Origin of the sequence: Streptomyces sp. WZ-12 (assembly GCF_028898845.1) — a bacterium.
In the GTDB taxonomy this organism is placed as follows: domain Bacteria; phylum Actinomycetota; class Actinomycetes; order Streptomycetales; family Streptomycetaceae; genus Streptomyces.
Window position 1 is genome coordinate 7258993 of the sequence record NZ_CP118574.1, and the last position, 19290, is coordinate 7278282.

Annotated in this window: 19 protein-coding genes and 1 pseudogene; 18 read left to right on the forward strand and 2 right to left on the reverse strand. The window is 72.0% G+C overall.

The features are described 5' to 3' along the window. Positions 1 to 152: 152 nt before the first annotated feature. A complete protein-coding gene (gene rpsD, locus PV796_RS31695) occupies positions 153 to 764 on the forward strand; it encodes a 30S ribosomal protein S4 (RefSeq protein ID WP_274917038.1) in 612 nt (203 codons plus the stop codon). A 21-nt stretch (positions 765 to 785) separates the two neighbouring features. Here the strand turns inward: rpsD and PV796_RS31700 are convergent, their stop codons facing one another. Beyond that, positions 786 to 2975, reverse strand: coding sequence for an ATP-binding protein (locus PV796_RS31700; protein WP_274917040.1), 2190 nt, complete (start codon positions 2973 to 2975; stop codon positions 786 to 788). Positions 2976 to 3151: 176 nt separating this feature from the next. Here PV796_RS31700 and PV796_RS31705 point away from each other — a divergent pair, with 176 nt between their 5' ends. The 15 genes and pseudogenes from PV796_RS31705 (at position 3152) to nusB (ending at position 16600) form a co-directional block, all read left to right on the forward strand. Then, positions 3152 to 3571 (forward strand): DUF948 domain-containing protein, encoded by a 420-nt coding sequence (locus PV796_RS31705; RefSeq protein ID WP_274919315.1) that lies wholly within the window; start codon positions 3152 to 3154, stop codon positions 3569 to 3571. Positions 3572 to 3579: 8 nt separating this feature from the next. Further along, complete coding sequence (locus PV796_RS31710; protein WP_274917042.1) at positions 3580 to 3915, forward strand: DUF6167 family protein; 336 nt, start codon at positions 3580 to 3582, stop codon at positions 3913 to 3915. Beyond that, positions 3915 to 6584: an alanine--tRNA ligase gene (gene alaS, locus PV796_RS31715; protein WP_274917043.1), complete on the forward strand. Its 2670-nt coding sequence runs from the start codon at positions 3915 to 3917 to the stop codon at positions 6582 to 6584. The genes PV796_RS31710 and alaS overlap by 1 nt, the downstream gene beginning before the upstream one ends. A 14-nt stretch (positions 6585 to 6598) precedes the next feature. Further along, positions 6599 to 7063, forward strand: a complete 465-nt coding sequence (ruvX, locus tag PV796_RS31720) for a Holliday junction resolvase RuvX (RefSeq protein ID WP_189857007.1) — start codon at positions 6599 to 6601, stop codon at positions 7061 to 7063. 127 nt (positions 7064 to 7190) lie between these two features. Continuing rightward, a complete protein-coding gene (gene mltG, locus PV796_RS31725; protein WP_274917044.1) occupies positions 7191 to 9011 on the forward strand; it encodes an endolytic transglycosylase MltG in 1821 nt (606 codons plus the stop codon). Positions 9012 to 9021: 10 nt separating this feature from the next. Next, complete coding sequence (locus PV796_RS31730) at positions 9022 to 9858, forward strand: shikimate dehydrogenase (RefSeq protein WP_274917045.1); 837 nt, start codon at positions 9022 to 9024, stop codon at positions 9856 to 9858. 112 nt (positions 9859 to 9970) lie between these two features. Beyond that, positions 9971 to 11155 (forward strand): chorismate synthase, encoded by a 1185-nt coding sequence (aroC, locus tag PV796_RS31735; RefSeq protein ID WP_274917046.1) that lies wholly within the window; start codon positions 9971 to 9973, stop codon positions 11153 to 11155. Continuing rightward, complete coding sequence (locus PV796_RS31740; protein WP_274917047.1) at positions 11152 to 11706, forward strand: shikimate kinase; 555 nt, start codon at positions 11152 to 11154, stop codon at positions 11704 to 11706. The genes aroC and PV796_RS31740 overlap by 4 nt, the downstream gene beginning before the upstream one ends. Further along, on the forward strand, positions 11703 to 12794 hold the full coding sequence (gene aroB / locus PV796_RS31745) for a 3-dehydroquinate synthase (RefSeq protein WP_274917049.1): 1092 nt from the start codon (positions 11703 to 11705) through the stop codon (positions 12792 to 12794). Before PV796_RS31740 ends, aroB begins: the two co-directional genes overlap by 4 nt. Next, on the forward strand, positions 12791 to 13231 hold the full coding sequence (gene aroQ / locus PV796_RS31750) for a type II 3-dehydroquinate dehydratase (protein WP_274917051.1): 441 nt from the start codon (positions 12791 to 12793) through the stop codon (positions 13229 to 13231). The genes aroB and aroQ overlap by 4 nt, the downstream gene beginning before the upstream one ends. A gap of 222 nt (positions 13232 to 13453) precedes the next feature. Then, positions 13454 to 13681, forward strand: a pseudogene (locus PV796_RS42085) (hypothetical protein); the annotation flags it as partial. Between the two features lie 52 nt (positions 13682 to 13733). Further along, entirely contained in the window at positions 13734 to 14357 is a 624-nt protein-coding gene (locus PV796_RS31755; protein ID WP_274917052.1) for an AAA family ATPase, read from the forward strand. Positions 14358 to 14423: 66 nt separating this feature from the next. Then, positions 14424 to 15530 carry an aminopeptidase P family protein gene (locus PV796_RS31760; protein ID WP_274917054.1) on the forward strand — a complete coding sequence of 369 codons (1107 nt, stop codon included), beginning with the start codon at positions 14424 to 14426 and terminating at the stop codon, positions 15528 to 15530. A gap of 63 nt (positions 15531 to 15593) precedes the next feature. Then, positions 15594 to 16160 carry an elongation factor P gene (gene efp, locus PV796_RS31765; RefSeq protein WP_274917055.1) on the forward strand — a complete coding sequence of 189 codons (567 nt, stop codon included), beginning with the start codon at positions 15594 to 15596 and terminating at the stop codon, positions 16158 to 16160. 2 nt (positions 16161 to 16162) lie between these two features. Then, complete coding sequence (nusB, locus tag PV796_RS31770) at positions 16163 to 16600, forward strand: transcription antitermination factor NusB (RefSeq protein WP_274917056.1); 438 nt, start codon at positions 16163 to 16165, stop codon at positions 16598 to 16600. Between the two features lie 212 nt (positions 16601 to 16812). Here nusB and bldD read toward each other — a convergent pair whose 3' ends face one another. Further along, on the reverse strand, positions 16813 to 17313 hold the full coding sequence (gene bldD, locus PV796_RS31775) for a transcriptional regulator BldD (protein ID WP_018539834.1): 501 nt from the start codon (positions 17311 to 17313) through the stop codon (positions 16813 to 16815). A 222-nt stretch (positions 17314 to 17535) separates the two neighbouring features. Here bldD and pyrR point away from each other — a divergent pair, with 222 nt between their 5' ends. Continuing rightward, the gene (gene pyrR, locus PV796_RS31780) at positions 17536 to 18171 is read left to right on the forward strand and encodes a bifunctional pyr operon transcriptional regulator/uracil phosphoribosyltransferase PyrR (RefSeq protein ID WP_274917059.1); all 636 of its coding nucleotides are present in this window, start codon (positions 17536 to 17538) and stop codon (positions 18169 to 18171) included. Between the two features lie 94 nt (positions 18172 to 18265). Then, complete coding sequence (locus PV796_RS31785) at positions 18266 to 19288, forward strand: aspartate carbamoyltransferase catalytic subunit (RefSeq protein WP_274917060.1); 1023 nt, start codon at positions 18266 to 18268, stop codon at positions 19286 to 19288. The last annotated feature ends 2 nt before the right edge of the window (positions 19289 to 19290 follow it).

Sequence of the window (19290 nt, forward strand, 5' to 3'; positions counted from 1 at the left end):
CTCAGCCGCCGAGGGCCGCTGGGCGTCTTCCGCGGGACGCGGCTGACCCGCCCCGGTGCGATCCGCGCCGGTCAGGGGGATCCCAGGTCGAAACATGCGTTCTCCTCGCGCTAAGGTAAGCCTCACCTAACTTACATGGAGGAACGTTCCACGTGAACCAGTCGCGTCCCAAGGTCAAGAAGTCCCGTGCGCTCGGCATCGCGCTGACGCCGAAGGCCGTCAAGTACTTCGAGGCCCGTCCCTACCCGCCCGGCGAGCACGGCCGTGGCCGCAAGCAGAGCAGTGACTACAAGGTCCGACTGCTGGAGAAGCAGCGTCTGCGCGCTCAGTACGACATCAGCGAGCGCCAGATGGCCCGTGCCTACGACCGCGCTCGGAAGGTCGACGGCAAGACGGGCGAGGCCCTGATCGTCGAGCTTGAGCGCCGTCTGGACGCGCTCGTCCTGCGTTCGGGCCTGGCCCGGACCATCTACCAGGCCCGCCAGATGGTGGTCCACGGCCACATCTCGGTCAACGACCGCAAGGTGGACAAGCCGTCCTTCCGCGTCCGCCCCGGCGACGTCGTGATGGTCCGCGAGCGCAGCCGCGAGAAGCACCCCTTCCAGGTGGCCCGTGAGGGTGGCTACGCCCCCGACGGCGAGACCCCGCGCTACCTGGAGGTCAACCTCCAGGCGCTGGCGTTCCGCCTCGACCGGGACCCCAACCGCAAGGAGATCCCGGTGATCTGCGACGAGCAGCTCGTCGTCGAGTACTACGCCCGCTGATCCCCTAAGCAGGCGCACCGCTCAGCCCGCCGGCTCCCCTCCGCTCGCGGACGGGGAGGCGGCGGGCCGGTGCACGGCCGGCGCGGTGAAGCGCAGCACGCTGCGCGGGCCGGGCAGTTCCCGCGCGGGCCGCAGGATGCGCGCCACCGCCGCGTCCAGGTCCAGCCGCCCGCCGGCCCGCAGGCAGCGCTCGTAGCGCTCCGCCCCCAGCCGGTCCCGGGCCTGCCGCTCGCACAGCGCGTGCGGCTGGTTGAAGTGGCGGGAGCCGAACAGCGGCAGCCCCACCGACGGCCAGATCCGTCCCGCGGCGCCCTGGAGCACCGCCGCCTCCTCCACATCGCCCTCGCCCAGCGTCACCAGGGCCAGCAGCTCGATCGCCAACACCGCGCCCAGCAGGTCGTGGAAGGAATGGTCGATCGCCAGCGCCTCCTCCAGCAGGGCCCGGGCCTGCCCGCCCTCCCCGCGCGACCACGCCGCGAACCCCAGCACGAACAGCGCGTACGCCAGCGTCCAGCGCTCCCCGTGGTCCCCGCAGATCTCCCGCACGTCCTCGCAGAGCCGCACCGCGTCGTCCAGCTCGCCCCGGAACGCCATCGCCATCGCCAGCTCCACCTGCCCCATCAGCACATTGCTGTTGAGCTCGCCGATCTCGCGGTAGCTGTGCAGCGCCCCGCGCAGCAGCGTCTCCGCGCGCGGCAGGTCGTCGCAGACCAGCGCCAGGCAGCCGGTGCGGTGCAGCGCGTACGCGGCGGCCGTGGGGTCGCCGGTCCGGTCGGCCTCCTCGCGGCACTCCTGGAGCATCCCCAACGCCCCCACCGTGTCGCCCTGGAGCACCGCCACATAGCCGGCCACCCACAGCGCCTTCAGCCGGGTCTCGTCGTGGCCGCCGTCCAGCTCCAGCGCGCGGTCGAGCCAGTGCCGGCCCTCGGCCAGGTGTCCACAGCCGACCCAGTAGAACCACAGGGCGCCGGCCAGGTACTGGCCGAGGTGGGTCTCCTGGGTGCTCTCCAGACTGTGCTCCAACGCGACCCGCAGATTGGGCAGTTCGGCGTCGATCCGGGCGGCGATCTCGGCCTGCCGGGGGCTGAACCAGTCCAGCTCGCACCAGGTCGCCAGCCCGAGGTACCAGTCGCGGTGTCGGCGCCGCAGCCGCTCGCCGTCCCCGGTCGCCGCCAACCAGCCCGCCCCGTAGGCCCGTACGGTGTCCAGCATCCGGTAGCGCACCCCGGCCGCGGTCTCCTCCCGCACGAGGAGCGACTGGGTGACCAACTCCTCGACGACGTCGAGGAGTTCCTCGACCGGCAGCTCAGGGCCCGAGCTGACGTACTCGGCCGCCTCCAGGTCGAACTGCCCGGCGAAGACCGACAGCCGCGCCCACAACAGCCGCTCCTGTGGGGTGCACAGCTCGTGGCTCCAACCGATCGCGGTGCGCAGCGTCCGGTGCCGCTCGGGGGCCCCGCGGACGGTGCCGGTCAGCAGCCGGAAGCGGTCGTCGAGCCGGTCCAGCACCTGCTCCAGGGAGAGCGCGCGGAGCCGGCCGGCGGCCAGTTCCAGGGCCAACGGGATGCCGTCCAGGCGACGGCAGAGCTCGGCGACGGCCGGTTCGTTGCCGGCGTCGAGGGCGAAACCGGGGAGCACGGCGGCGGCGCGGTCGGCGAACAGGGCGGCGGCGTCGGCGTCGACCATCGGGGCCACCGGCAGCGCCTGTTCGCCGGGCAGGCCCAACGGGCGGCGGCCGGCGGCCAGTACCCGCAGCCCGGGCGCGCGCCGCAGCAACTCGGCGGCGAGCTCGGCGCAGTCGTCGGTCAGCTGCTCGTAGCCGTCGAGGATCAGCAGGAGTTCGCGGTCGGCGACGTGGTCGGCGAGCGCGGTGCGCACCGGTCGGCCGGAGTGGTCGGCCAGCGCCAACGCCTCGGCGACCGCGTGGTCCAGCAGGTGCGCCTCGCGCAGCGCGGACAGCTCGACCAGCCACACCCCGTCGCAGAAGCGATCCTGCAAGATCGCTCCGCCGTGGCGGGCCAGTCGGGACTTCCCCACGCCACCGAGGCCGACGAGGGTGACCAGGCGGGCGGCGGACAGCCGCCGGTCGAGGGCGGCGAGTTCGTCCGCCCGACCGACGAAGCGATTCAGCTCGGCGGGCAGATTGCCGCGGACCCGCGCACGCGCGGGGGAGCGGCGGGACGGGGCACCGGAGCGCGTGAGGCGTCGCATGGCCAACGGAGCGTACTCGGGGTGATACGGAACGTACAATCACCCCTTCCGGTACCCCGGTTCGGACCGGGAGCGCGGTACGGGCGGACAGTCGCGGCGCGATAAGGTCAAGGTTGCCGTTCGAGCAGACGAATCCAGACCAGTCGGAGAGTGGTGCCAGCGTGTCCGGTGGAGAGGTGGCCGGGATCCTCGTGGCCGTCTTCTGGGCGATCCTCGTGTCGTTCCTCGCCCTCGTGCTGGTGAGGCTCGCAGGGACCCTCAAGGCGACCACCAAGATGGTGACCGAGGTGTCCGAGCAGGCCGTTCCGCTGCTCGCCGACGCGTCCGCGACCGTCCGCTCCGCGCACACCCAGCTCGCCCGCGTCGACGCCATCGCCGCCGACGTCCAAGAGGTCACCGCCAACGCCTCGGCGCTCTCCTCGACCGTCTCCTCCGCCTTCGGCGGACCGCTGGTCAAGGTCGCCGCGTTCGGCTACGGCGTGCGGCGCGCGATCGGCAAGAAGGGCCAGCCCGAGCCGGACCGCACCGTCGTCGTCGGCCGCAGCCTGCCCGGCGCCCGCCGCGGTGGGCGCCGCTCCCGTCGCTCCAAGGACTGATCACCGCGATGTTCCGCCGCGCATTCTGGTTCACCACCGGCGCCGCCGCCGGAGTGTGGGCCACCAACAAGGTCCACCGAAAGCTGCGCAAGTTGCAGCCCGACAGCCTCGCCGCGCAGGCCGCGGACAAGGCCGTCGAGACCGGACACCGGCTGCGCCAATTTGCATTGGACGTGCGGGCCGGAATGGCGGACCGTGAGGAGCAACTGCACGACGCCCTCGGGCTGGCCGAGCCCGCCGAGGTGCGCGAGCTGCCCGCACCGCGCCGCGCGGTGCTGGACACGTCGTACCGAACCACGAGAACCCCCGGACTGACCGGACCGACCGGAAAAGAGGACCACTGATGGAGTCGGCTGAAATCCGCCGCCGCTGGCTGCGCTTCTTCGAGGAGCGCGGGCACACCGTCGTGCCGTCGGCGTCACTCATCGCGGACGACCCGACGCTGTTGCTGGTCCCGGCGGGCATGGTCCCCTTCAAGCCGTACTTCCTCGGCGAGGTCAAGGCGCCCTTCAAGACCGCCACCAGCGTCCAGAAGTGCGTGCGCACGCCGGACATCGAAGAGGTCGGCAAGACCACCCGGCACGGCACGTTCTTCCAGATGTGCGGCAACTTCTCCTTCGGCGACTACTTCAAGGAAGGCGCCATCAAGTACGCCTGGGAGTTGCTGACGACTCCCGTGGCGGAGGGCGGCTACGGCCTGGAGCCGGAAAAGCTCTGGATCACCGTCTACTTGGAGGACGACGAGGCCGAGCGCATCTGGCACGAGGTCGTCGGCGTGCCCAAGGAGCGCATCCAGCGCCTGGGCAAGAAGGAGAACTACTGGTCCATGGGCGTCCCGGGCCCCTGCGGCCCGTGCTCGGAGATCAACTACGACCGCGGCCCCGAGTTCGGCGTCGAGGGCGGCCCGGCCGTCAACGACGAGCGCTACGTGGAGATCTGGAACCTGGTCTTCATGCAGTACGAGCGCGGCGCGGGCCTCGGCAAGGAGGACTTCGAGATCCTCGGCGAGCTGCCGTCGAAGAACATCGACACCGGCCTCGGCCTGGAACGCCTGGCGATGATCCTCCAGGGCGTCCGCAACATGTACGAGACCGACACCCTGCGGGTCGTGATCGACAAGGCCGGCGAGCTCACCGGCGTCCGCTACGGCGCCGGCGATGACTCCGACGTCTCGCTGCGCGTGGTCGCCGACCACATGCGCACCTCCACCATGCTCATCGGCGACGGCGTCACCCCCGGCAACGAGGGCCGCGGCTACGTCCTGCGCCGCATCATGCGCCGCGCCATCCGCAACATGCGGCTGCTGGGCGCCACCGGCCCGGTCGTCGCCGAGCTGCTCGACGTCGTCATCAAGACGATGGGCCAGCAGTACTCGGAGCTGCTGACGGACCGCAAGCGGATCGAGACGGTCGCCCTCGCCGAGGAGGCCGCCTTCCTCAAGACCCTCAAGGCCGGCACCAACATCCTCGACGGCGCCGTCACCGAGACCAAGGCCGCGGGCGGCACGGTGCTCCCCGGCGACAAGGCGTTCCTGCTCCACGACACTTGGGGCTTCCCGATCGACCTCACCCTCGAAATGGCCGCCGAGCAGGGCCTGTCGGTGGACGAGGACGGCTTCCGCCGGCTGATGAAGGAGCAGCGGGAGCGCGCCAAGGCCGACGCCCAGGCCAAGAAGCACGGTCACGCCGACATGTCGGCCTACCGCGAGATCGCCGACAAGTCCGGCTCCTCGGTCTTCACCGGCTACACCGACACCGAGGGCGAGTCCACCGTGGCCGGCCTGGTGGTCAACGGCGCCTCCGCCCCCGCCGCCCACGAGGGCGACGAGGTCGAGGTCGTGCTGGACCGCACGCCGTTCTACGCCGAGGGCGGCGGCCAACTCGCCGACACCGGCCGGATCAAGCTGGACAACGGCGCCGTCGTCGAGGTGCGCGACGTCCAGCAGCCGGTCCCCGGCGTCATCGTCCACAAGGGCGTGGTGCAGGTCGGCGAGGTGGTGCTCGGCTCCGCCGCGTACACCAGCATCGACATCAAGCGCCGCCGGGCCATCGCCCGCGCGCACAGCGCCACCCACCTCACCCACCAGGCGCTGCGCGACGCCCTGGGCCCGACCGCCGCGCAGGCCGGTTCGGAGAACTCCCCGGGCCGCTTCCGCTTCGACTTCGGCTCGCCGACCGCGGTGCCCGGCTCGGTCCTCACCGACGTCGAGCAGAAGATCAACGACGTGCTCTCCCGCGAACTCGACGTGCACGCCGAGGTCATGAGCATGGACGAGGCCAAGAAGCAGGGCGCCATCGCCGAGTTCGGCGAGAAGTACGGCGAGCGGGTCCGCGTGGTCACCATCGGCGACTTCTCCAAGGAGCTGTGCGGCGGCACGCACGTCCACAACACCGCCCAACTGGGCCTGGTGAAGCTGCTCGGCGAGTCCTCCATCGGCTCCGGCGTGCGCCGCGTCGAGGCCCTGGTCGGCGTGGACGCCTACAACTTCCTGGCCCGTGAGCACACCGTCGTCTCGCAGCTCACCGAGCTGGTCAAGGGGCGCCCGGAGGAGCTGCCGGAGAAGATCTCCGGTGTCCTGGCCAAGCTGAAGGACGCCGAGAAGGAGATCGAGAAGTACCGCGCGGAGAAGGTGCTGCAGGCCGCGGCCGGGCTGGCGCAGGACGCCAAGGACGTCCGCGGGGTGGCCCTGGTCGCCGCCCAGGTCCAGGACGGCACCGCCGCCGACGACCTGCGCAAGCTGGTCCTCGACGTGCGTGGCCGGATCCAGGGTGACCGCGCCGCCGTGGTGGCCCTGTTCACCGTCGCCAACGGCCGCCCGCTGACCGTCATCGCCACCAACGAGGCCGCCCGCGAGCGCGGTATCAAGGCCGGCGACCTGGTCCGCACGGCCGCCAAGACGCTCGGCGGTGGCGGCGGCGGCAAGCCGGACGTCGCCCAGGGCGGTGGCCAGAACGCCGCCGCGGTGCCCGAGGCGATCGGCGCCGTCGAGCACCTCGTGGCCGAGGCGGCCTGACGGTCGTGAGTGAGATGCGACGCGGTCGCCGCATCGCCGTGGATGTCGGGGACGCCCGGATCGGGGTCGCCTCGTGCGACCCCGACGGGGTCCTCGCCACCCCCGTCGAGACCGTGCCGGGCCGGGACGTCCCGGCCGCGCACCGGCGGCTGAAGGCGATCGTCGAGGAGTACGAACCGCTGGAGGTCGTGGTCGGCCTGCCCCGCTCCCTCAGTGGGGGAGAGGGGCCGGCCGCGGCCAAAGTCCGGGCGTTCGCCCAGGAGTTGGCGCGGAACATCGCCCCCGTAGGGGTCCGGCTGGTGGACGAGCGGATGTCCACGGTCACCGCGACCCACGGGTTGCGGGCCTCCGGCGTCCGCAGCAAGAAGGGACGCTCGGTGGTCGACCAGGCCGCCGCGGTGGTCATCCTCCAGAGCGCGCTGGAGACCGAACGCACGTCCGGGCGGCCGCCCGGGGAGCCCGTCGAAGTGGTCATCTGATCGCGGTACGGTAACGTTCCGCGGGTTGTGGCGGCGGTTCGAACGGCCGCGCGTGCAAAGCAGAGGCGGATCGGTTCCGCAGGCGCTGCCCGGACGGCACGCCCCGCCTCTCGTCTCTAGGGGATCGATGACCGAGTATGGCCGGGGCTACGGCTCCGAACCGTGGCACCCCGACGACCCGCTCTACGGAGACCGGGGCCCGTACGGAAGCCAGGACCAGCAGCCTCAGTGGGCCGGGCAGCGGCCCGCCGGGTATCCCCAGGAGCAGTACCCCCAGCACGCCCAGCACCAGCAGTACCCGCAGCAGCAGTACCCGGCGGGGCACGGCGGTTGGGACGGCGCGCAGCCACAGGGCGGCGGGCCGGCGTACGACCCCTATGGGCAGCACCCGCAGCCCGACCCGTACCTCCACCCCGACCAGGGCTACCCGGCCCCGCACCACACCGGTCAGGACTACCCGGGCCAGGAGCTCTACGGGGCCCCGGACGGCTACGGGATCCAGGAGACCCAGCAACTGCCGGCCCAACAGGCCGCCCCGCAGCACGGGATGCCGGGGGTGCCCGATCCGCACCCGCAGCACGAGCAGTACGAGCAGGTGCCGCCGCAGGGACCGGGCGGTCATCAGGAGGGGCCCGGCCCGCACCACCCGCAGGCCGGGCCCTCGTACGAGGACCCGGCGGCCGTCGGGGACGACTGGCGGGCGGTGCCGGACGCCGAGGAGCCGGCGCGCGGCCGCGCACCGGAGCGGGACCATCCGTTCTTCGCCGACACCCCGGACGGCGAGGACGCCGGCCGCGACGACGAGGACGACCGGCGGTCCGGCCGCGAGCGCCGGAGCCGGAAGAGCAAGCCGAACAAGCGCCGCAGCGGCACCGCCTGCCTGGTCGTGGTCCTGGCCCTGACCGGCGTCGTCGGTGGCGTGGGCTACTTCGGCTACGACTTCATCAAGCGCCACTTCGTCTCGTCGCCCGACTACGAGGGCGAGGGCAGCGGCGACATCCAGGTGACCATCCCGGACGGCGTCCCGCTCTCCGAGATGGGCACGATCCTCGCCCGGGACGGTGTGATCAAGAGCGCCGGCGCGTTCACCGAGGCGGCCAACGACAACAAACAGTCGCGGAGCCTCCAGCCCGGCACGTACACCCTGCGCAAGCAGATGTCGGCCGCGGCCGCCATCCAACTCATGCTGGACCCCAAGAGCCGCAACGGCCTGACGGTCCGGGAGGGGCTGCGGGCCGACGGGGTCTACGAACTGATCGACCAGAAGCTCAAGTTGAAGGCGGGCACCACCAAGGAAGTCGCCAAGACCCAGAGCAAGAATCTCGGACTGCCGTCCTGGGCCGACGACTCCCCGAAGATCAAGGACCCGCTGGAGGGCTTCCTCTACCCGTCGACCTACAGCGTCGGCGAGCACGCCAAACCCGAGGAAGTGCTCCGGGAGATGGTCTCGCGGGCCACCCAGGAATACCAGAAGTACGATCTCGAAACGAACGCCAAGAAATTCCATCTGGATTCCCCGCTCCAACTGCTCACCGTCGCGAGCCTCACCCAGGCCGAGGGCATGACGCACGACGACTTCCGGAAGATGGCCGCGGTCGTCTACAACCGACTGGCCCCGACCAACACGGCCACGAACCAGAAGTTGGAATTCGACTCGACGTTCAACTACCTCAAGAAACAGAGCAAGATCGACATCGGCATCAAGGAGATCCGGAGCTACAACGACCCCTACAACACCTACTTCTACAAGGGGTTGCCGCCCGGACCGATCGGCAACCCCGGTGCGGAGGCGTTGCAGGCGACGATCAATCCGGACGACTCCGAGAAGTGGCTCTACTTCATCTCGTTGGACGGCAAGAAGACGGACTTCACCACGAATCTCACCGAATTCAACAAGCTCTACCGGCAATTCCAGCAGCAACAGGCGCAGAAGAAGAACGGAAGCTGAAGGCCAGGCCGTGTCCCACAGGTCCGACAACAAGAAGGCGGCGGTCCTCGGATCGCCCATCGCGCACTCCCTCTCGCCGGTCCTGCACCGCGCCGCCTATGACGAACTCGGGCTCACCGGCTGGGAGTACGGCCGCCACGAGGTCGACGAGGCCGCGCTCCCCGGTTTCCTGGAGGGGCTCGGCCCCGAGTGGGCCGGCCTGTCGCTGACCATGCCGCTCAAGCGCGCGGTGATCCCGCTGCTGGACGAGATCAGCCCCACCGCGGCCTCGGTCGAGGCGGTCAACACCGTCGTGTTCACCCCCGACGGGCGCCGCCGCGGCGACAACACCGACATCCCCGGCCTGCTCGCCGCGCTGCGCGAGCGCGGCGTCGAACGGGTCGAGCGCGCCGCCGTCCTGGGCGCCGGCGCCACCGCCTCCTCGGCGCTGGCCGCACTCGCCCGGATCTGCACCGGCGAGGTCACCGCGTACGTGCGCAGCGCGGCCCGGGCCGACGAGATGCGCGGCTGGGGCGAACGGCTCGGCGTCGCGGTCCGCACCGCCCCCTGGGACGCCGCCGCCGCGGCCTTCGAGGCGCCGCTGGTCATCGCCACCACCCCGGCCGGCAGCACCGATCTGCTGGCCGCCGCCGTCCCCGACCGGCCCGGCACCCTCTTCGACGTGCTCTACGAGCCCTGGCCGACCGCCCTGGCCGCCGCCTGGGCCGAGCGCGGTGGCGCCGTCGTCGGCGGCCTGGACCTGCTGGTCCACCAGGCCGTCCTCCAGGTCGAGCAGATGACCGGCCGGGCGCCGGCGCCGCTGGCCGCGATGCGCCGGGCCGGCGAGGCGGCGCTGGCGGCCCGCTGACGGGTCCCGGGCGGTCCGCACCCTGGACGGGGCGCCGCACGGCCCCCGCGACGTGGGAGGATCGGAGCAGACACGCGGATGCGCGAACGATGAGCAGGACTGAGGAGCACCGTTGAGCAGGTTGCGCTGGCTGACGGCGGGGGAGTCGCACGGCCCCGCACTGGTGGCGACGCTGGAGGGCCTTCCCGCCGGCGTGCCGATCACCACGGAGATGGTGGCGGACGCCCTGGCCCGCCGCCGGCTCGGCTATGGCCGTGGTGCCCGGATGAAGTTCGAGCGCGACGAGGTCACCTTCCTCGGCGGCGTGCGGCACGGCCGGTCGCTGGGCTCCCCGGTGGCGATCATGGTCGGCAACACCGAGTGGCCCAAGTGGGAGCAGGTGATGGCGGCCGACCCGGTGGACGAGGCCGAACTCGCCGAGCTGGCCCGCAACGCCCCGCTGACCCGCCCCCGCCCCGGCCACGCCGACCTCGCCGGCATGCAGAAGTACGGCTTCGACGAGGCCCGCCCGATCCTGGAGCGCGCCTCCGCCCGCGAGACCGCGGCCCGGGTCGCCCTCGGCACCGTCGCCCGCTCCTTCCTCAAGGAGACCGCCGGCATCGAGATCGTCTCGCACGTGGTCGAACTGGCCGCCGCCAAGGCCCCCTACGGCGTCCTGCCCACCCCCGCCGACGTCGAGAAGCTGGACGCCGACCCGGTGCGCTGCCTGGACGCCGACGCGTCGAAGGCGATGGTCGCCGAGATCGACCAGGCCCACAAGGACGGCGACACCCTCGGCGGCGTCGTCGAGGTGCTGGCCTACGGCGTCCCGGTCGGCCTCGGCTCGCACGTCCACTGGGACCGCCGGCTGGACGCGCGGCTGGCCGCCGCCCTGATGGGCATCCAGGCCATCAAGGGCGTCGAGGTCGGCGACGGCTTCGACCTGGCGCGGGTGCCGGGCTCGAAGGCGCACGACGAGATCGTCGCCACGGACGAGGGCATCAAGCGCTCCTCCGGTCGTGCCGGCGGCACCGAGGGTGGCCTGAGCACCGGTGAACTCCTGCGCGTGCGGGCGGCGATGAAGCCGATCGCCACCGTGCCGCGGGCCCTGGCGACGATCGACGTCACCACCGGCGAGGCCACCAAGGCGCACCACCAGCGCTCCGACGTCTGCGCGGTGCCGGCCGCCGGCATCGTCGCCGAGGCGATGGTGGCGCTGGTGCTGGCCGACGCGGTGCTGGAGAAGTTCGGCGGCGACAGCGTCCCGGAGACCCGGCGCAACGTCCGCGGCTTCCTCGACAACCTGGCGATCAAGTGACCGCGCCCGTCGCCGTGTTGGTCGGCCCACCCGGCGCCGGCAAGTCCACCGTGGGCGAACTGCTGGCCGACCGGCTGGGCGTCGGCTACCGCGACACCGACGCCGACATCGTCGCCACCGCCGGCAAGCCGATCTCCGAGATCTTCATCGAGGACGGCGAGCCGCACTTCCGCGACCTGGAGCGGGAGGCGGTGCGCGCCGCCCTGGAGACCCACGCGGGGGTGCTCTCGCTCGGCGGCGGCGCGATCATGGACGACGGCACCCGGAAGCTGCTGACCGGCCTGCCGGTGATCTTCCTGGACGTCGAACTCGCCGACGCCGTCAAGCGGGTGGGCCTGGACGCCCCCCGACCGCTGCTCGCGGTCAACCCGCGCAAGCAGTGGCGCGAGCTGATGGAGCGGCGCCGCCCGCTCTACACCGAGGTCGCGCGCGCCGTGATCGCCACGGGGGAGCGGACCCCCGAGGACATCGCCGCCGCGATCGTGGACGCTTTGGAGCTACGGCCGGCCGCGGACGCCGCGCGACCCGCCGGCAGGGAGGAACAGGCATGACGGAGCACGCCACCCGCATCCACGTCGGCGGGACCGCCGACACCGACCCCTACGAGGTGCTCGTCGGGCGGCAGTTGCTGGGCGAACTCCCCGGCCTGATCGGCACCCAGACCAAGCGCGTCGCCGTGCTGCACCCGGAGGCGCTGGCCGCCACCGGCGAGGCGCTGCGCGAGGACCTGGCCGCCCAGGGCTACGAGGCGATCGCGATCCAGCTCCCCAACGCGGAGGAGTCCAAGACCGCCGAGGTCGCCGCCTACTGTTGGAAGGCGCTGGGGCAGACCGGCTTCACCCGCACCGACGTGATCGTCGGCGTGGGCGGCGGCGCCACCACCGACCTGGCCGGCTTCGTCGCCGCGACCTGGCTGCGCGGGGTGCGCTGGATCGCCGTCCCGACCACGGTGTTGGGCATGGTGGACGCCGCGGTCGGCGGCAAGACGGGCATCAACACCGCCGAGGGCAAGAACCTCGTCGGCGCCTTCCACCCGCCGGCCGGGGTGCTCTGCGACCTGGCCGCGCTCGACTCCCTCCCGGTCCACGACTACGTCTCCGGGCTGGCCGAGGTCATCAAGGCCGGCTTCATCGCCGACCCGGCGATCCTCGACCTGATCGAGGCGGACCCCGAGGGCGCCAAGCGTCCCGACGGGCCGCACACCGCCGAGCTGATCGAGCGGGCGATCCGGGTCAAGGCCGAGGTGGTCTCCGCCGACCTCAAGGAGTCCGGCCTGCGGGAGATCCTCAACTACGGCCACACCCTCGGGCACGCCATCGAGAAGAACGAGCGCTACAACTGGCGGCACGGCGCCGCGGTCTCCGTCGGCATGGTCTTCGCCGCCGAACTCGGCCGGATCGCCGGCCGGTTGGACGACGCCACCGCCGACCGGCACCGCGCCGTGCTGGCCTCCGTCGGGCTGCCGCTGACCTACCGCGGCGACCAGTGGCCCAAGCTGCTGGAGACGATGAAGGTCGACAAGAAGTCCCGCGGCGACCGGCTCCGCTTCATCGTGCTGGACGGCCTGGCCAAGCCGACCGTCCTGGAGAGCCCGGACCCGGCGATGCTGCTCGCCGCTCACGCGGAGATCGCCCAGTGACCCGCCGGGTGCTGGTCCTCAACGGCCCCAACCTCGGCCGGCTGGGCTCCCGCGAGCCCGACGTCTACGGCGCCACCTCCTACGCCGGGCTGGTCGCCGAGTGCGCCCGGCTCGGCAAGGAGCTGGGCTTCGAGGTCGAGGTGCGGGAGACCAACGACGAGGGCGAGCTGGTCCGTTGGCTGCACGAGGCCGCCGACGGCGCGCTCCCGGTCGTCATCAACCCCGGTGCGTTCACGCACTATTCGTACGCGATGCGGGACGCGGCGGCGCAGCGCACCGCCCCGCTGATCGAGGTGCACATCTCCAACCCGTACGCCCGCGAGGAGTTCCGCCACACCTCGGTCATCGCGGCCGTCGCCAGCGGCACCGTCGCCGGTTTCGGCATCGGCTCGTACCGGCTGGCGCTGCGCGCCCTCGCCGAGGAACTGGACGACTGACCGCCGCCCCGTTCGGACATCCGCACCCTCGCCCGTTCATTCGACGGACCCCGGGGGTAGGAAGACCTCCCGGCAGCAGCCGGGGGAGTACGGTTCACCGCAGCACCACCGGCGGGGCACCAACGACCCGTGCCCGCCCCGCAGTTGTCGCCGGCGCACCGGGCCACGAGCCCGGTGCGCCGTCCCGCACCACGTCGACCGCACGAGACGGAGAGCCACCGGATGCAGTACGCAGTGGGGGCTCCGCTGCCACCGCCCCGCGGCCCGCTTCACACCACCGGCTTCACACCGGCGGCGCCGCATGACCATGAACTGGACGCCCCACCCCGGCCCGCCCCACCCCGCCGGGCGCCCCGCATGCCCCTGCGGTCCCGCCGCCCCCGCCCGCCCCACCCGGCGCCCGGCGCCCCCGGCCAGGGCTGGCCCGCCCCCGCCCCGCATCAGGCCCCGCACAGCGGGGACGTCACCGGCCACGTCCAGTTGCCCCCCGGGCCACGTCCAGTTGCCCCCCGGCGCCCCCGTCCCGCTCCCCAGCCCGCCGCCCGGCAGCGCCGCCCCCGACGTCTCGCGGACCGCCGTCGCGGTGCTGCTGATCGGCCCGGCCGGCGCCGGCAAGACCAGCGTCGCCCGCCACTGGGCCGACACCCGACGGGTGCCGACCGCGCACATCAGCCTCGACGACGTCCGCGAGTGGGTCCGCTCCGGCTTCGCCGACCCGCAGTCCGGCTGGAACGACAACTCCGAGGCCCAGTACCGCCTCGCCCGCCGCACCTGCGGCTTCGCCGCCCGCAACTTCCTCGCCAACGGCATCTCCTGCATCCTCGACGACGCGGTCTTCCCGGACCGCCCGGTCGTCGGCCTCGGCGGTTGGAAGCGCCACGTGGGCCCGGGACTGCTGCCGATAGTCCTGCTCCCGGGCCTGGAGGTCGTCCTGGAGCGCAACGCCCGGCGCTCCGGCAACCGCCGTCTCTCCGACGAGGAGGTGGCCCGCATCCACGGCCGGATGGCCGGCTGGTACGGCTCCGGCCTGCCGATCATCGACAACTCCCAGCACGACGTCGCCACCACCGTGCGCGCCCTCGACGAGGTCGTCGCCGGCAGCATCGCCAGCCCGCCGAGCTGGTAACCGCGCCCTTCCCCCGGGCGGCGCTCTCGAACGGCCGCCCCGGGACAGCGGTCGTACGCTGACGGTATGTCCGAGTTGTACGCGGTCCGACGCGCGCGGCTGCGCGACCGCTGCGCAGCAACCGGAAGCACCGCCGCACTGATCTCGCGCCCCGCCAACGTCCGCTACCTCACCGGCTGTACCCCGCCGGGAGCGGCCCTGCTGCTCGGCCCCGGCGACGATGTCCTGCTCTGCGGCCGCCCGTTGACCGGCGACCCCACCGAGGGGCGGCCCGACGACGACGTCCGGATCTCGGTGCTCCCCGCCCGCGGCGGCGACCCCGTCGTGGCCGCCGCCGGCCTCGCCGCCAAGGAGGGCGCCAGGACCCTCGCGGTGGAGGAGCACCACCTCACCGTCACCCGCCACCGGGCGCTCGCCCACATCGCCCCCGGCCTGCGCCTGGCCGACCTGGCCTGCGCCGTCGAGGCGCAGCGGCTCGTCAAGGACGACGACGAGATCGCCTGCCTGCGGATCGCCGCCGAGATCAGCGACCAGGCGCTGGGCGAGCTCCTGGAGTCGATCCTGGTCGGCCGCACCGAGCGGCACCTCGCGCTGGAACTGGAGCGCCGCCTGGTCGACCACGGCGCGGACGGCCCGGCCTTCCCGACCTCCGTCGCCACCGGCCCGAACTCCGGCCGTGCCGGGCACCTGCCCTCCGACCGCCGCGTCGAGGAGGGCGACTTCCTCACCGTCAACTTGGGCGCCAACTACCGTGGCTACCGCTGCGAGATCGGCCGGACCTTCGTCATCGGCACCACCCCGGCGGACTGGCAGATCGACCTCTACGACCTGGTCTTCGCGGCCCAGAAGGCCGGCCGGGAGGCGCTGGCACCGGGCGTGGAGTGCCACGAAGTGGACCGGGTGGCCCGTCAGATCCTGGAGACCGCGGGGCACGGCGACGGCCTCGGACCGTGGACCGGGCACGGTGTCGGACTGGAAATCGACGAGGACCCTCAGTTGTCACCCGGAGCCATGGGTAAACTGGACGCTTGCGTGCCGGTCACCGTCGAGCCAGGGGTCCACATCCCGGGCCGTGGGGGTGTCCGGATCGACGACACCCTCGTCGTCCGCCCCGAGGCGGACGGCGGACCCGAGCTACTCACGATCACGACCAAGGAGCTGCTCGCCCTCTGAGCCACCGGGCTCGCTGCGGGCGGTTCTGCGGTACCCACCACCTGTCCAGGAGATTCCGCAACCGTGGCTTCCACGAACGACCTCAAGAACGGCATGGTGCTCAAGCTCGAAGGCGGCCAGCTCTGGTCCGTCGTCGAGTTCCAGCACGTCAAGCCCGGCAAGGGCCCGGCCTTCGTCCGCACCAAGCTCAAGCACGTGCTCTCCGGCAAGGTGGTGGACAAGACCTTCAACGCCGGCACCAAGGTCGAGACGGCGACCGTCGACAAGCGGGGCATGCAGTTCTCGTACATGGACGGCGACTACTTCGTCTTCATGGACATGGACACCTACGACCAGCTCCACATCGAGCGCAAGACCGTCGGTGACGCCGCCAACTTCCTGCTGGAGGGCTTCGAGGCGGTCGTCGCGCAGAACGAGGGCCAGGTCCTCTACGTCGAGCTGCCGGCCGCGGTCGAGCTGACCATCAAGGAGACCGAGCCGGGCGTCCAGGGCGACCGCTCCACCGGCGGCACCAAGCCCGCGACGCTGGAGACCGGCTACGAGATCCAGGTCCCGCTCTTCATCACCACCGGTGAGAAGATCAAGGTCGACACCCGTACCGGCGACTACCTCGGCCGGGTGAACAGCTAACCGTGGCTGCCCGCACCAAGGCCCGTAAGCGCGCCTTCCAGATCCTCTTCGAGGCCGACCAGCGCGGTGCCGACGTGCAGTCCGTGCTCGCGGACTGGATGCGCCACGCCCGGACCGACCCGCGCCAGCCGCCCGTGCACGAGTACACCCTGGAGCTGGTCGAGGGGTACGCGGAGCGCGTCGCCCGCATCGACGAGTTGATCTCCACCTACTCCGTCGACTGGGACCTGGACCGGATGCCGGCGGCCGACCGCTCGATCCTCCGGCTCGGCGCCTACGAGCTGCTGTGGGTGGACGGTACGCCGGACGCGGTGGCGATCGACGAGGCCGTGCAGTTGGCCAAGGAATTCTCCACGGACGACTCCCCGGCCTTCGTCAACGGCCTGCTGGCCCGCTTCAAGGAGCTGAAGCCGGGGCTGCGCCGCGAGGACGCCGGCTGAGCCGGTCGCGGCGGCCGGTGACCGGCTGACCGGACCCGAGGCACGACGAGGGGCCCGGGAGCGATGTTCTCATCGCTCCCGGGCCCCTCGTCCGTCTGTTCCCGCCGCCGGCCCTCTCGGGGGTCTCCAGGGGCCCCAACGACGACCGCCGCCCCGGGCGGCGGCCCGGAGCGGCGGTACGTTTCTGCTTAGGAAGCGCGGGCCTTGGCCCGTCAGATCTCCTCGTGCTGCACGGCCCGACGGGCGTCCGCGTCCAGCACGCCCCAGCTGATGAGCTGCTCGGTGAGCACCGAGGGCGACTGGTCGTAGATCACCGCGAGGGTGCGCAGGTCGTCCTGGCGGATCGAGAGGACCTTGCCGTTGTAGTCACCGCGCTGGCTCTGGATGGTGGCGGCGTAACGCTGGAGCGGGCCGGCCTTCTCCTGCGGGACGTGGGCCAGGCGCTCCAGGTCCAGCACCAGCTTCGGCGGCGGCTCGGCGGCGCCGCCCGGCGTCGTGCCCGGCAGCAGTTCCTGCACCGGCACGCCGTAGAAGTCCGCCAGCTCGGCGAGGCGCTGTACGGTCACGGCACGGTCGCCGCGCTCGTAAGACCCCACCACCACGGCCTTCCAGCGGCCCTGGGACTTCTCCTCGACGCCATGGAGAGAGAGGCCCTGCTGGGTACGGATGGCGCGGAGCTTGGCCCCGAGCTGTTTAGCGTATTCGCTGGACATAAAGCTCCCCAGACGGCTGTATCGACATGCGGCTCCGCCGCGTGGCTGGTAACTCACTGTGAGGTTACGCAGCGTAATCTGACTTCGTCAAGCCGAATGGGCCAGACCCTCACCCGTCAGAGGGGTGTACGGGTTCCAAAGCGGCTCCTGATAGCCTTAGGGCCGTAATTTCGACGTCCTTTAAAGTCCGTCCCGTGAGGCGGAGAAGGAGGTCCGTTTCGTATGGACGCACGCAGTTCCGACGCGAGAACTCAAACCCCCGCGCGCCCGGTGCTCGAAGGCCCGGACATCGCGCGGATGCTCACCCGTATCGCCCACGAAATCATCGAGCGCGCCAAGGGCGCGGACGACGTGGTGCTCCTGGGAATCCCCACCCGCGGTGTCTTCCTCGCCCGGCGGTTGGCCGCCAAGCTGGAAGAGATCACCGGCCGCGCCATTCCGGTCGGCTCGCTCGACATCACGATGTACCGCGACGACCTGCGGCTGGGCCCGGCCCGCACGCTGGGTCGCACGGAGATCCCCGGTGACGGCATCGAGGGCCGGCTGGTCCTCCTCGTCGACGACGTGCTCTTCTCCGGGCGCACCATCCGGGCCGCCCTGGACGCCCTCGGCGACATCGGGCGACCGCGCGCCGTACAGCTCGCCGTCCTGGTCGACCGCGGCCACCGCGAGCTGCCCATCCGCGCCGACTACGTGGGCAAGAACCTCCCCACCTCGCTGCGGGAGGCGGTCAAGGTCCAGCTCACCGAGGAGGACGGCCGCGACGCCGTGCTGCTCGGGCTGCGCTCCACCACGCCCCGCCCCGGCGACGCCGAGTCCGCGGAAGCCGAGCGAGAAGCTCCGGCCGGCGGGCGCTGACGCCGCACGCGTACGGACCCGGTGACCCCGGGCCGACAGTCATGCCCGCTCGACGGACATTCCCGTACACCTCCCTCACCCCCGGAGAAACCGGATGAAGCGTCACCTCATCTCGGCCGCCGATCTCACGCGGGACGACGCCGTGCTGATCCTCGACACCGCCGAGGAAATGGCCCGGGTCGCCGACCGGCCGATCAAGAAACTGCCCGCCCTCCGCGGACGCACCGTCTGCAACCTCTTCTTCGAGGACTCGACCCGGACCCGGATCTCGTTCGAGGCCGCCGAGAAGCGGCTCTCCGCGGACGTCATCAACTTCGCCGCCAAGGGCTCCAGCGTCTCCAAGGGCGAGTCCCTCAAGGACACCGCCCAGACCCTGGAGGCGATGGGCGTCGACGCCGTCGTCATCCGGCACAGCGCCTCCGGCGCCCCCTACCGGCTGGCCACCTCCGGCTGGATCGACGCCCCCGTCATCAACGCCGGCGACGGCACCCACCAGCACCCCACCCAGGCCCTGCTGGACGCGTTCACCATGCGGCGCAGGCTGGTCGGCCCGGACGCCGGACTCGGCCGGGACCTCGACGGCAGGCGCATCACCATCGTCGGCGACGTGCTGCACAGCCGGGTGGCCCGCTCCAACGTGGACCTGCTGCACACCCTCGGCGCCGAGGTCACCCTCGTCGCGCCGCCCACCCTCGTACCGGTCGGCGTCGAGACCTGGCCGTGCGAGATCTCCTACGACCTCGACGCCGTGCTGCCCAAGTCCGACGCGGTGATGATGCTGCGGGTCCAGCGGGAGCGGATGAACGCGGCCTTCTTCCCGACCGAGCGGGAGTACTCGCGCCGCTACGGCCTGGACGGCGACCGGATGGCGCGGATGCCCGAGCACGCCCTCGTGATGCACCCCGGTCCGATGGTCCGCGGCATGGAGATCACCGCCGAGGTCGCCGACTCCGACCGCTGCACGGTCATCGAGCAGGTCGCCAACGGCGTCTCGATCCGCATGGCCGTGCTCTACCTGCTGCTCGGCGGCAACGAGCCCGCCCGCCCGTCGCCCACCACCACCCTTGGATCGAGGGGCTCCGCGCCCACCTCCGAATCCCGTACCGAGGAGAAGTAAGA

What these genes read in the sequence shown, in the direction of transcription:
- aroB (WP_274917049.1), top strand. Translation starts at nt 11,703, where the DNA reads ATGACGGAGCACGCCACCCGCATCCACGTCGGCGGGACCGCCGACACC.
- mltG (WP_274917044.1), top strand. Translation starts at nt 7,191, where the DNA reads ATGACCGAGTATGGCCGGGGCTACGGCTCCGAACCGTGGCACCCCGAC.
- alaS (WP_274917043.1), top strand. Translation starts at nt 3,915, where the DNA reads ATGGAGTCGGCTGAAATCCGCCGCCGCTGGCTGCGCTTCTTCGAGGAG.
- ruvX (WP_189857007.1), top strand. Translation starts at nt 6,599, where the DNA reads ATGCGACGCGGTCGCCGCATCGCCGTGGATGTCGGGGACGCCCGGATC.
- bldD (WP_018539834.1), bottom strand. Translation starts at nt 17,313, where the DNA reads ATGTCCAGCGAATACGCTAAACAGCTCGGGGCCAAGCTCCGCGCCATC.
- pyrR (WP_274917059.1), top strand. Translation starts at nt 17,536, where the DNA reads ATGGACGCACGCAGTTCCGACGCGAGAACTCAAACCCCCGCGCGCCCG.
- PV796_RS31760 (WP_274917054.1), top strand. Translation starts at nt 14,424, where the DNA reads ATGTCCGAGTTGTACGCGGTCCGACGCGCGCGGCTGCGCGACCGCTGC.
- PV796_RS31785 (WP_274917060.1), top strand. Translation starts at nt 18,266, where the DNA reads ATGAAGCGTCACCTCATCTCGGCCGCCGATCTCACGCGGGACGACGCC.
- PV796_RS31710 (WP_274917042.1), top strand. Translation starts at nt 3,580, where the DNA reads ATGTTCCGCCGCGCATTCTGGTTCACCACCGGCGCCGCCGCCGGAGTG.
- PV796_RS31700 (WP_274917040.1), bottom strand. Translation starts at nt 2,975, where the DNA reads ATGCGACGCCTCACGCGCTCCGGTGCCCCGTCCCGCCGCTCCCCCGCG.